This is a genomic window from Xanthomonas sp. BRIP62418 (assembly GCF_003993495.1).
Lineage (GTDB): Bacteria > Pseudomonadota > Gammaproteobacteria > Xanthomonadales > Xanthomonadaceae > Xanthomonas > Xanthomonas euroxanthea.
Window position 1 is genome coordinate 38764 of record NZ_QEZG01000030.1, and the last position, 12810, is coordinate 51573.

Here is a 12810-nt window from a genome sequence, read left to right on the forward strand (position 1 = left end):
GACCTTGGGGCTCCCGGAGATCACTTCAGCCTCCGCGTAGTGGCTGTCGAACAGTTCGACGATGCGCACTTGGCCAACGTTCTCGCGGCGGTAGCGTGGACCGCCGGCCCCGCGAATGCCGGATACGGCGCTTGTGCCGGATCACGTCCAGCACCTGCCCGACCTGGGCACCGTCGGCCTGCCCGACACAGACCACAAGCGTTCCGTCCTGCTTTTCCAGCACCTGGCCGCGCATCAACACGTTGTGGCGGAACCCACCCTCGTTCGCGGAGACGACCCCCGGCAATGCGAACGCGAGCGCGAGGGCCAGTGCGGCGACCCAATGGCTGCGATTGGTACCTCGGGGTCTGGAATGGGCGACGTGTGTGACCGTATTCATGGTGTGGACTCCTTAGATGGGCTGCGAGGGGTGGCGGCATCCGCCAGTGGAAGGCGTTTGAGCAGCAACGCGTTGAGGGCGACGATCACCGAACTGCCCGACATCGACAGCGCGGCGATTTCTGGCGACAGCACGAACGGATAGAGCACACCGGCCGCCAGCGGAAAGGCCAGCACGTTGTAGCCCACGGCCCAGCCCAGATTCTGATGCATCTTGCGCAGAGTGGCGTGGGCGATGGTGGTCGCGCGAACGACGTCATAAGGGTCGCTGTGCATGAGCACGATGTCGGCACTCTCGATGGCGACGTCGGTGCCGGCGCCGATCGCGAACCCAACGTCGGCTTGGGTGAGCGCCGGTGCGTCGTTGATGCCGTCGCCCACCATGCCGACCTTGAGGCCCTGCGACTGCAGCTTGATGACCTCATCGGCCTTGCCGCCCGGCAGCACGTCGGCCAGCACGATGTCGATTCCCAGGTCCTGTGCCACGCGCTCGGCCGTGGGGCGGTTGTCGCCGGTGATCATCGCCACCTTGATGTTGCGCCGGTGCAATTCGTCGATGGCCGCGCGCGAGGTCTCCCGGATCGCGTCGGCAATCGCGAAGAAGCCTGCGAGCCGGTCACCCACCCCGGCATAGATCACCGTGCGACCGGCACCGGTGAGGCGCGCAGCCTCCGCTTCCAATACCGAGAGGTCGATGCCGTGCTCGACCATCAGGATCCGGTTGCCCAGCACCACCTGCACCCCGTCAACCACGCCGGTAGCGCCCTGGCCATCGATGTTGGTGAACGCGGTAGCGCGCTCGGCTACCGGACCGGCACGCTTCAGGATGGCCTGCGCCAGCGGGTGCTCGGAGTGCGCCTCGACCGCGGCGGCCGCGGCCAGCAACCGCTCCTGCGTCCAGCCCGGCGCGACCGCCATGTCGACCACCTCGGGGGCGCCGACCGTCAGGGTGCCGGTCTTGTCGAAGATCACCACGTCCAGGCGTGCGCTCTTCTCAATCGATTCGGCATGCTTGAAGAGGATGCCGTGTCGTGCCCCCAGGCCAGTGCCGATCATGATCGCCATCGGCGTGGCCAAACCGAGTGCATCGGGGCAGGCGATGACGAAGACGGTGATCGTCAGCGTGAGCGCGAACAGCAGCGGCTGTCCCAGCCACCAGAACCAGACCGCGAAGGTCAGCAGCCCGATCACGATCGCAGCCAGCACCAGCCATTGCGAGGCGCGGTCGGCGAGCAGCTGCGCGGGCGCCTTGGAGTTCTGCGCGGTCTGGACCAGCTTGATGATCTGCGCCAGTGCCGTGTCGCTGCCGATCTTGGTGGCGGTGTAGGCGAATGCGCCGCTCTTGTTGATCGATCCGCCGACGACGGACTCTCCGGGATCCTTGCGCACCGGCATCGACTCGCCGGTCAGCATGGATTCGTCGACCTGAGAGCTGCCTTCCGTCACGATGCCATCGACCGGGATCTTCGCCCCGGGCCGCACGATCACGGTCTCGCCGACCAGCACTTCAGCGGTGGGAATGTCGAGCTCCTGCCCCTCGCGCCGGACGACCGCGCGGGGTGGGGACAGCTTCAGCAGCGCTTTCATGGCGTCCGAGGCGCCGGCGCGAGCCCGCATCTCGAGCCAGTGGCCAAGCAGGACGAAGGTCAGCAGGACGGCCGAGGCCTCGTAGAAGTTCGGCCCGTCGAAGAAGAACGTCGACGCGATGCTGAAACCGTAACCTGTGCCCACGCTCAGGAGCACCAGGACCGCCATGTCCAGCACACCCCGTCGCAGGGACCGGATCGCGGCGCTGAAGAATGGCCAGCCCGGATACAGCACGGCGCCGGTCGCCAGCAGGAACAACCAGACGTTCTCGCGCAGTCCGAACGGCACCGGCGGCGGCTCTATCAGCCCGCCCATGGGCGACCACACGAATACCGGGATCGCGAAGGCGAGGGCGACCAGGAAGCGGCGGCCCATGTCGCGCGCCGCGGCGTGCAGATCGCTGCCGTGGTTCATGCCCGCATGGGCGTCGTGGCCCCCGGCATCCGTGGCGTCATCGCCGTGGCCGGCGTGGGCGTCAGCGGGGCGCTCTGCGGCCAATTCCTGTCCGTGCCCGGCATGCGCAGCATGGGCGTGCGCGCCTGCGGCGGGGTCGGCATCGGGCATCGGCGCGTTGCATTGGAAGCCGCAGTCGCGGATCGCGGTGGCGACCGCGCCCGCCGACAGGCGGGCCGGGTCGTAGGACACCTGCAGGGTCGCGGTAGCGAAATTCGCGCTGGTGGCGTTGACTCCAGGCAGCGCGGCCACGGCCTTCTCCAGCGTGCGCGCGCAGCCGGCACTCACCATGTCGCCGATGGGCCAGGTGCGCGTGCGCACAGTGGGTTTGTGGACGTGCGTCATCGGGTTTCTCCTTGGGATGGAGCGGGGCCGCGCCGGCGTCGCGGGATGAAGGCCGGCACTTCCTGCATGTAGCGGACGTAGTCGTCGCCGAAGCGGCTCAAGCAGTCTTTTTCCTCACGACGCGCCAGGCGGGCATAGGCCCACACGAGCACTGGATAGCTGGCGAGCGTGAGCAGCGTGGGCCACTGCAGCAGGAAACCGGTCAGCACGAGCAGGAAGGCGACGTACTGCGGGTGACGCATGCGCGCATACACGCCCTCGCGGGCGAGCCGGCCTTCACGCTGTGCCCGATACAGCACCGGCCAGGCGGCCGACAGCAGCCAGAAGCCGCCGCCGATCAGGACGAAGCTTGCGATGTGGAATGGGCCGAAATGCGGGTTGGCGCGCCAGCCGAACCACATCTCGAGCAGATGGCCCGCGTCATGGCTCAGCCAGTCCACCTGCGGATAGTTGGCGCTGAGCCAGCCGCCCAGGACGTACAGCGTCAGCGGGAAGCCATACATTTCCGCGAACAGGGCCACGACGAAGGCGGAGAACATACCGAACCCACGCCAGTCCCAACGGGTCAGCGGTTTGTAGAAGCTCCAGGCGAAGAAGATGAAGAACGCGGCGTTGATGGCGGCGAGGAGCCAAAGACCGTAGCCGGAGTCGGGTGCCTGCATGTCAGTGCCCTCCGTTCGAGGTGTCGGACGTTTCGTCGTTCAGTGCCCGCTTGCTACGGCTCTCATGCTGGCCATGGGGTGTGTCGTCGGCATTGCCGTCGCGCCCATGACTTCCGGAACCTCCATGACCGCCATGCCCCTTGTGCATGAACACATGCATCAAGGGACATAGCAGCAGGATGGCCAGGGGCAACCAGCGAAGCGTCCCCCCAAGGTGGGCGCGGTGCTCGACGGCGAGATAGAACACGGCCAGCGCCAGGAAGATCCAGAAGACCCAGCGTCGGGAGCCTGAGGGGGCAGGACTGGAGGCTGTCATGGCAAATTCTCCTCTGTGGGGCGGCGTCCAAGAAGTCGCCGGGGGGTGGACTTGACGAACCCGCCGCCTTCAGCAGCGGCAACAGATTCGATCAATGCGCAGACGTCATCGCCAGTCGGAATGGAGTCCGGAAGCTCCGCCCAGGCGTGGATGGCACGCTCCATTCGTCCGTGCATGGCGAGCAGCCTGTCCAGTTGTTGGCGGGTGTCGTCGAGCCTGCGCCGAATGATGTCCCGCACAAGCGGACAGGGACTATGTCGCAGCAGGCTGTGGTGGATGATTTCCTCGATTTCCCCCAGCGTGAAGCCAAGGTGTTGCGCCGTGCGAATGAAGTGCAGGCGAAGGAGCTCCGAGGTGGAGAACAACTGGTAGCCGCCCTCGGTATGCGTGGCCGCTTGCAACAGACCGCGCCGCAGGTAGTTGCGCACCACATGCACCGTGACATCGCCCTGCCGTGCCAGCTGGCGGACCGTCATCAGCGGCAGCGTCACTTCTTCCTTGGTCGTCATCGGCTTGCTCCCGGCGAGGTGTTGATCAGGCTAGACCTGTGTCTCGCACACAGGTCAACCGGCCTTGCGGTGGGCGAAGCCAGTAACGCGCGAATTGGCCGTGGACGGACGGATGTTCGCGGCCACAGTTGCATGAGCCGTCGGTCCCTGCCTGCGTTGAACGGCCCCATCACTACTTCTCCTTGGGTAGTGCGGAGGAGGGGTGCGGCTTCCTGGCCAGCTGCCGCTGCTTGATCAGCGAGTACAGCGCCGGGATCACGACCAGGGTGAGGATGGTCGAAGACACCATGCCACCTACCATCGGCGCAGCGATTCGGCGCATGACTTCCGAGCCAGTACCGCTGCTCCACATGATGGGCAGCAGGCCCGCCATGATCGCGACCACGGTCATCATCTTCGGGCGCACGCGGTCGACCGCGCCTTCGATGATGGCCTCGCGCAGGTCCCGTGAATCCAGTGCCCGGCCTTCGGCCTGCCTCTGCGCGGCACGCGCTTCAAGTGCGTGGTCGAGGTAGATCAGCATCACCACGCCGGTTTCCGCGGCGACGCCGGCCAGCGCGATGAAGCCCACGATCACCGCGACGCTGGTGTTGTAGTCGAGCATCCACATCAGCCAGATGCCACCGACCAGTGCGAAGGGCACCGACAGCATCACGATCAGCGACTCGGTGACACGGCGGAAGTTGAGGTACAGCAGCAGGAAAATCAGCGCCAGCGTCACCGGAACGACGACACGCATCTTCTCCGCGGCACGTTGCATGTATTCGTACTGTCCACTCCAGGTCACGTAGTAGCCAGGCGGGAACTGCACCTGCTCGGTGACCGCTTCCTGCGCAGCCTTCACGTAGCGGCCGAGATCGCTCTCTCGGGTGTCGACGTAGATGTACGCCGCCAGCATCGCGTTCTCGGTGCGGATGCTCGGCGCACCCTTCCTGACCTCAATCCGCGCCAGTTCGCCCAGCGGCACCTGGGCGCCGCCGGGCACCGGCACAAGGACTTGGCTGCCTATCCGGTGCGGATCGTCGCGGAGTTCGCGGGGATAGCGCACGATCGCGCTGAAGCGTTCGCGGCCCTGGAGGATGGTGGTGACGATCTCGCCGCCCAGCGCGGCGGCCACCACGTTCTGCACCTCGCCCAGGGTGACGCCGTACTGGGCCAGGCTGCCAAGGTCGGGGGTGATGTCGAGGTAGTAGGCGCCGGTCAGGCGTTCGGCGAACGCGCTGGTCGTGCCCGGCACTTCGCGCACCACGGCTTCGATCTCGGTGGCCAGCGCGTCGAGTTGCTCAAGGTCCGTGCCGAAGAGTTTGATGCCCACGGGCGTGCGGATGCCGGTGGCCAGCATGTCGGTGCGCGCCTTGATCGGCATCGTCCAGGAGTTGGCGACGCCCGGGAACTTCAGCGCCGCGTCCATCTCGGCGATGAGCTTGTCGGTGGTCATGCCGTCCCGCCATTCGTCCTCGGGCTTGAGGTTGATGACGGTCTCGAACATCTCCAGCGGTGCGGGATCGGTGGCCGTCAGGGCACGGCCCGCCTTGCCGAACACCGACTCCACTTCCGGGAAGCCCTTGATGATCCGGTCCTGCTGCTGCAGCAGCTCCGAGGCCTTGGTCACCGACATGCCCGGAAGCGACGCGGGCATGTACAGCAGCGTGCCTTCGTTGAGGGTTGGCATGAACTCGCTGCCCAGCCGCGATGCAGGCCACAGGCTTGCAAACAGGGCGGCCAACGCAAACATGATTGTGGCCATGCGATGCCGCAGAACGACGTTGATCACCGGCCGATAGGCCGCAACCAGGAACCGGTTCACCGGATTCTTGTGCTCGGGCACGATCTTGCCGCGCACGAACAGCAGCATGAGTACCGGTACCAGCGTGATCGACAACAGCGCGCCACCGGCCATCGCGAAGGTCTTGGTGAAGGCCAGCGGCTTGAACAGGCGACCTTCCTGAGCCTCCAGGGCGAACACGGGCAGGAACGAGACGGTGATGATCATCAGGCTGAAGAACAGCGCCGGCCCGACCTCGCGACAGGCATCGATGATCAGCTGGGTCCGGCTGCGGGAGCCGTCGGAGCGCTCGATGTGCTTGTGCGCGTTCTCGATCATCACGATCGCCGCGTCGACCATCACGCCAATCGAGATCGCGATGCCGCCCAGGCTCATGATGTTGGAGTTCATGCCCAGCATGCGCATCGCGATCACCGCGATCAGCACGCCGACGGGCAGCATGACGATCGCGACCAGCGCGCTGCGCGCATGGAACAGGAATACCAGGCACACCAGTGCGACGATCAGGCTCTCCTCGAGCAGCGTCGTGCGTAGCGTCTTGATCGCGCGCACGATGAGATCGGAGCGGTCGTAGACCGCCTGGACGCTGACGCCCTCGGGGAGTCCACTCGCAAGCTGGGCGATCTTGTCCTTCACCCCCCCGATCACGGCCAGGGCGTTTTCGCCGAAGCGCGCAATGACGATCCCGCCCACAACGTCGCCTTCGCCGTCCAGGTCGACGATGCCACGGCGCTCATCGGGTACCAGTTCGACCCGGGCGACGTCGCCGATCAGCACCGGTGCGCCCCCTTCGGCGCGCAGAACCAGGCTCTCGATATCCTCGATACCGCGCAGGTAGCCGCGGCCCCGCACCATGTACTCGGTCTCGGCCATCTCGATCACGCGGCCGCCGACGTCGCGGTTGCTCTCGGCGATCACCTCGGACACGCGTGAAATCGGGATGTCGAACTCGCGCAGCCGGACCGGATCGACGGTGATCGAGTACTGGCGCACGAAGCCGCCGACGCTGGCGACCTCGGCCACGCCGGGCGCGGTGGTGAGCTGGTAACGCAGGTACCAGTCCTGCATCGCGCGCAGCTCGTCCAGCGAGTGGCGGTCGCTCTGCAGCACGTACTGGTAGACCCAGCCCACGCCGGACGCGTCGGGTCCCAGTGCCGGTGCCACGCCAGCCGGCAGGTTTTTCGACGCGACGTTGAGGTTCTCGAGCACGCGCGAGCGCGCCCAGTACAGGTCCGTGCCTTCTTCGAAGATGACGTAGATGAAGGAGGCGCCGAAGAACGAGAAGCCGCGGACGTCCTTCGACTTCGGCGTCGCGAGCAGGGCGCTGGTCAGCGGATAGGTGACCTGGTCCTCGACCACCTGGGGCGCCTGCCCCGGGTACTCCGTGAACACGATCACCTGCACGTCCGACAGATCCGGTTGTGCGTCCAGCGGCGTGTTCATCAGTGCGTAGATGCCACCGGCGACAATCGCCAGCGCCATCAGCAGCACCAGGAAGACGTTGCGCACCGACCATTCAACGAGACGGCCAAGCATGTCAGTGCCCCTCGTGGCCGGTGGGGGCGGGCGGAGTCTCTTCCGGGGTAGCCGGCATGGAATGACCGGCGTGCGGATCAGAGGCCTCGTCACCATGACCTGCGTGCGGGTCGGCGGCGTCCTCGCCGTGCCCGGCGTGTGGATCCTCAGCGGTGCCCGAAGGCGCGCCGTGTCCTGTGTGACCCTCAAGACCCTGGAGTGCCGACTGCAGGTTGCTTTCGGCGTCGATCAGGAAGTTGGCGGAGACCACGACCTGCTCGCCCTCGGTCAGGCCGTCGAGGATCTCGATGCGATCGCCGCCGCGCCGCCCCAGGCTGACATCGCGCGGTGCGAAGCGGCCAGGGCCGGTCTCGACCAGCACCACCTGGCGCGTGCCGCTGTCGAGCACGGCCGAGCGCGGAACGGTCAGGACCGGTCCAGCCCCCGGCTCCTCCAGCACCACCGTCCCATACAGCCCGGGCCGCAGGTCGCCAGCGGGGTTGGGCAGGGCGATGCGCACATCCACGGTGCGCGTCATCGCATCGATGACGGGCTGCACGAAGGTGACCTCGCCCTCGGCCACCTGGCCCGGCAGGGCCACGGTTTCAAAGCGGGCCGTTTGGCCGGGCTGGATACCCGCGGCCTGCGCCGCCGGCACCTTGGCGATCACCCACACCTTCGACAGGTCCGCCAGGCGCAGGATGGTTTCGCCGGGCTCGAAACGCGCGCCCTGGACCACCGGCTTCTCGATCACGACCGCGTCCGCGGGCGCGGTGAGCACCAGGCCCGTCTTGCCCATCTGCGCGTCACTGATTTCCCAGTTGCGCAGGCGGGTGCGGGCGGCATCGCGCAGGCGGACCATCGACGCCGCGCTCGCGGGATCGGACCCGGCCAGCCTGCGGGCGGTCTCGTCGGCCAGCCGGTATTCCTGCTGCGCCGCGGCCAGCTGCGGGCTGTAGACGGAGAGCAGCGGCTGCCCGGCGCTGACCCGCATGCCGGTCTGGTTCGCGTACAGCCGCTCCACCCAGCCTTCGAAGCGCGGGGCGATCGCGTACTGCCGGGTCTCGTCGACCTCGACCGTGCCGCTGGTGCGCACGGTAGCGGACAGGGCTCCGCGCTTGACCGCTTCGGTGCGCACGCCCAGCGCCTGCACCTTGTCCGGCGGCAGCACCACCGTGCCCGGTGCCGCCGGCGGTGCGTCGTCGGCATAGACCGGGACGTAGTCCATACCCATCGAATCCTTCTTCGGCACCGGCGACGTGTCCGCCAAGCCCATGGGATTGCGGTAATAGAGCACCTTGCGTTCTGCGGCCGGGCCGTCGATCGACGTGCCCGCGGTCGGGGAGTCGTTCGTGGCGCGGCCGGCAATCCAGCCGACGGCGAGGGCGGCGAGTGCAACGCCGATGGCGAGCGACAGGGTCTGGACGAGGGTCATCGGATCTCTCCTTCGATGGCGCGCACGGCGGCGGCGCCCAACAGTTCGTCACGCAGTGCATCGACCCGTGCGAGGTCGGCGCCCTGCCATTCATTGAGTGCTTCCAGCAGCGTCCCGAAGTCGACTTCACCGACCTGGTAGCTGGCCAGGGCGGACTGCCAGGTGGCGTCGGCCTGCGGCAGCAGCGTGTTCTCGATCAGTCCGCGACGCTCGCGCGCGTTGGTCCACTGCGACCAGGCGGAAGCGCCGCGTTCCTCGACGGCCCGCAGCGTGGCGTCCCTGCGGGCAAGCGCTGCGTCTTCGAGCAGGCGCGATTCGCGCTCGCGCTCGCGGCGGGCACGCTGCTGGAACGGGATCTCGACCTCGAACATCAGCTCGGTGCTCTCGATGCCGTTGCCGAACTGCATCGCACCCACGCCCAGGGTGATGTCGGGAAAGCGGTTGCGACGCTGCAGTACCACGTTCGTGCGCGCCGCCTCGGCGCGAGCCTGCTGCGAGCGCACCGCGGGATGCGCATCGGCGTCATCCAGTGCCTCGGCAAGCGAGGCGCTGTGGACGGCGAGGCGCGGCGCCTCGTCGGGAGTCGCCAGCGGTGCATCGGACCGGCGCCCCAGCACCGCGTTCAAGGTGGCGGCCGCCTCCTGCTTGGTCGCGAGGCGTTCGATCCGCTCGCGCTGGAGGCTGGTCTGCTCGACCTGGGCGCGGATGGCATCCTGCTGCGCCGCGCGACCCAGGGCGTAGCGCACGCCGGCCATCTCTTCCACCTGGCGGAGCAGGGCGATGCGGCGATCAAGCACGGCCACGGCCTGGTCGGCATGCCAGTAGCGTGCGTAGGCCGCCTCGGCGTCGGCCAGCAAGTCGCGCGCAGTGGTGAGGCGATCGAGTCCGACCGCGACCGCGTCCTGGCTGGCCGCGGTCCGCGCCAGGGCGCGCTTGCCCCAAAGCGGGAGGCGCTGGCGCAGCGCGTAGTTGACCTCGCGCTCGGCACCGGCGGAGCGCCAGGGCTTGTCCGGATCGAGGCCGCGGAATCCAAGGGAAGCCGTCGGGTCGGGTAGGGCGCCCGCTGGCTGGATCCGTGCTTCGGCGGCCTGGGCCTCGAAGTCCATGGCCCGCAATTCCGGGTTGTGTTCCAGAACCCAGGCGCGGATCGACTCGAGGCTTCGGGTCAGCAAGGCACCGGTGGAGGGCATGACCCAGAGCGCGGTGGAAAAGCTGGATGCCAAGGCTGCCCCGGGACGGGTTCGGTGGCGGTCACCGGCAGCGCCAGGGCCCACAAGGCGCCGGCAAGCACGCCGGCAAGAAGGTGCCGGAGCGGTGGCAGACGGCGGGACAGAGGGCGAGGGTGCAGGCGCCTGGCCGGCAGTCGGTCGAACGGGGATGCCATATCAGTGTCCTTGGGCCGACGCGACGCAGGTCGCTCGGACGAGGGCAGGAACACATGCCGTGACGCAGCCACGGCGCGAACGCACAGGACTGCGCCGCACAGACGTGCGGAGCAGTCAGCGTCCAGGCATCAGATCAGCAGGAGTGCCGCTGGATGGGCGGTAGGTCGGTGCCAGGCGGGTCTGGGCGGCGAATCCACCCATGTAGCCGTGACACCTGGCGCAGCATCCGCAATCGCGGCGATCGCAAGCCAGGAGAACCAGGCTTCGGCCAGCAGCGGCGGAATCGAAGGGATGCGCCCACTGTCCGCCGAGATGTCACCCTCGGTGCAGTGCGCGTCGCACACTGCCTTGCTCGCTGAGGGGAGCTCGGCATCGCAGCCGTGGCCATGGTCGTGTCGGGTGTCGGTGGCGGCAGCGACAAACGCCGCCGGCGTGACTGGGAGATCCAGGCAATCGCCATGGCCTGCGAGCGCGAACTGGGACCAGAGCAGGGCCACCATCGCGAGGAGGGCGGTGCGCTGGAACAAGTTCCGATGGCGGATGCGGACCATGGCGTGAGCTTACCTCTTACTGGAACCGATGCAATTGATCCAAGTCAATCCTTGGCCAGGCCCAGGGGCTGGCGCGGCACAGATGTGGTCGGCGAGGACGATACGGCGGCCGACTTGGCAAGGCGAAGGGCGTTGGCCACCACCGACACCGAGCTCAAGCTCATCGCAAGCGCCGCGACCATCGGGCTCAGCAAGATCCCGAATGCGGGGTAGAGCACCCCGGCCGCGACCGGCACCCCCAGCGCGTTGTAGAGGAACGCGAAGGTGAGGTTCTGCTTCATGTTGGCCACGGTGGCCTGGGAGATCTTCCGGGCGCGCAGGATGCCCCGCAGGTCGCCCTTGACCAGGGTGATCTGGGCACTGGACATCGCGACGTCGGTGCCCGTGCCCATGGCGATGCCGACGTCGGCCGCGGCGAGCGCCGGGGCGTCGTTGATGCCGTCGCCCGCCATCGCCACCCGCCGGCCTTCGCGCTTGAGGCGCTGCACCAGCTCGGCCTTGTCCTCGGGGCGGACTTCGCCATGCACCTCGTCCAGGCCCAGCTCGGTGGCCACGGCCCGTGCGGTGGTGAGCCCGTCGCCGGTGGCCATGATGATGCGCAGCCCGGCGGCGTGGAGCTCGTTGATGGCCGCCGCGGCCGACGCCTTGATCGGGTCGGCAACCGCGACCAGCCCCGCCAGGCGCCCGTCCACGGCCAGGAACATGGCGCTCGCGCCCTCGCGGCGCATCCGCTCGGCCACGTCGACGTGCGCAGCGGGATTGGCGCCCAGGTCGTCCATGAGCGCGGTATTGCCCAGCGCAAGCGCATGGCCGGCCACGGACCCGCGCACACCCATGCCGGTCACCGAGTCGAAGTCCTCCACGCGGTCGAACTCGAAGTTCCGGCGTCGAGCCTCGGCGACGATGGCGTCGGCCAGCGGGTGCTCGCTGCCCTGGTCCAGGCTGGCGGCCAGGTGCAAGACCCGGTCGGCGTCGAAGCCCTCGAAGGCCACGACTTCCTTGAAGGCGGGGCGCCCCTCGGTGAGGGTGCCGGTCTTGTCGACGATCAGGGTGTCGATGCGGCGCATGTGCTCGATGGCCTCGGCGTCGCGGAACAGCACGCCCACCTGCGCCGCCTTGCCCGTGGCGACCATGATCGACATCGGCGTCGCCAGGCCCAGCGCGCAGGGGCAGGCGATGATCAGTACCGAGACCGCGTTGAGCACCGCAAAGGTCCAGGCCGGCTCCGGACCGAAGGAGCCCCAGATAAAGAAGGTGGCCACCGCGATCGCCAGCACCGCGAGCACGAACCAGTAGGCCGCGATATCGGCCATCCGCTGCATCGGCGCGCGGGAGCGCTGCGCCTGCGCGACCAGCTGCACGATCTGCGACAGCACGGTGTCGGAGCCCACCTTGGCGGCGCGGATCACCAGCGCGCCGGTGCCGTTCTGGGTCGCGCCGATGACCTGGTCGCCTGCGGTCTTCTCGACCGGAATCGGTTCACCCGTGAGCATCGACTCGTCGACGCTGGAGCGGCCTTCCACCACTTCGCCATCCACCGGCACCTTCTCGCCGGGACGCACGCGCAGGTGGTCGCCGACGTGGACGTGGGTCAGCGGGATGTCTTCCTCGGTGCCGTCGGCGTTGACCCGCCGGGCTTCCTTCGGCGCCAGGCCAAGCAGGCCCTTGATCGCCGCGGACGTTTTCGAGCGCGCCCGCAGTTCCAGCATCTGGCCGAGCAGGGTCAGCGAAACGATCACCGCCGCCGCCTCGTAGTACACCCCGACGCGCCCATGTTCGGTAAACGACGGTGGGAACAAGCCGGGTGCCAGCGTGGCGACCAGGCTGTAGCCAAAGGCGGCCGCAACGCCAATCCCGATGAGGGTGAACATGTTCGGGCTGCGGTTGC

The 12810-nt window shown here is 67.9% G+C and carries 10 protein-coding genes; all 10 read right to left on the reverse strand.

Annotation, left to right across the window (positions count from 1 at the left end; genetic code table 11):
* Positions 1-25: 25 nt before the first annotated feature.
* A complete protein-coding gene (locus tag EO174_RS07140; protein ID WP_126941345.1) occupies positions 26-379 on the reverse strand; it encodes a hypothetical protein in 354 nt (117 codons plus the stop codon).
* The gene (locus tag EO174_RS07145; RefSeq protein WP_049404642.1) at positions 376-2763 is read right to left on the reverse strand and encodes a heavy metal translocating P-type ATPase; all 2388 of its coding nucleotides are present in this window, start codon (positions 2761-2763) and stop codon (positions 376-378) included. Before EO174_RS07145 ends, EO174_RS07140 begins: the two co-directional genes overlap by 4 nt.
* Positions 2760-3425, reverse strand: a complete 666-nt coding sequence (locus EO174_RS07150; protein ID WP_017357195.1) for an isoprenylcysteine carboxylmethyltransferase family protein — start codon at positions 3423-3425, stop codon at positions 2760-2762. The genes EO174_RS07145 and EO174_RS07150 overlap by 4 nt, the downstream gene beginning before the upstream one ends.
* Before the next feature lies 1 nt (position 3426).
* Positions 3427-3741, reverse strand: coding sequence for a DUF2933 domain-containing protein (locus tag EO174_RS23335; protein ID WP_065427866.1), 315 nt, complete (start codon positions 3739-3741; stop codon positions 3427-3429).
* Entirely contained in the window at positions 3738-4250 is a 513-nt protein-coding gene (locus EO174_RS07160; RefSeq protein ID WP_017357196.1) for a MerR family transcriptional regulator, read from the reverse strand. Before EO174_RS07160 ends, EO174_RS23335 begins: the two co-directional genes overlap by 4 nt.
* Positions 4251-4422: 172 nt before the next feature.
* On the reverse strand, positions 4423-7572 hold the full coding sequence (locus EO174_RS07165; RefSeq protein WP_049404640.1) for a CusA/CzcA family heavy metal efflux RND transporter: 3150 nt from the start codon (positions 7570-7572) through the stop codon (positions 4423-4425).
* A 1-nt stretch (position 7573) separates the two neighbouring features.
* A complete protein-coding gene (locus EO174_RS07170) occupies positions 7574-8986 on the reverse strand; it encodes an efflux RND transporter periplasmic adaptor subunit (protein ID WP_126941347.1) in 1413 nt (470 codons plus the stop codon).
* The gene (locus EO174_RS07175; RefSeq protein WP_325049814.1) at positions 8983-10176 is read right to left on the reverse strand and encodes a TolC family protein; all 1194 of its coding nucleotides are present in this window, start codon (positions 10174-10176) and stop codon (positions 8983-8985) included. The genes EO174_RS07170 and EO174_RS07175 overlap by 4 nt, the downstream gene beginning before the upstream one ends.
* 323 nt (positions 10177-10499) lie before the next feature.
* Positions 10500-10922: a hypothetical protein gene (locus EO174_RS07180; protein WP_049404632.1), complete on the reverse strand. Its 423-nt coding sequence runs from the start codon at positions 10920-10922 to the stop codon at positions 10500-10502.
* A gap of 44 nt (positions 10923-10966) precedes the next feature.
* Positions 10967-12810 (reverse strand): copper-translocating P-type ATPase (locus tag EO174_RS07185; RefSeq protein WP_234830965.1); only part of this gene is annotated, 1844 nt, incomplete at its 5' end.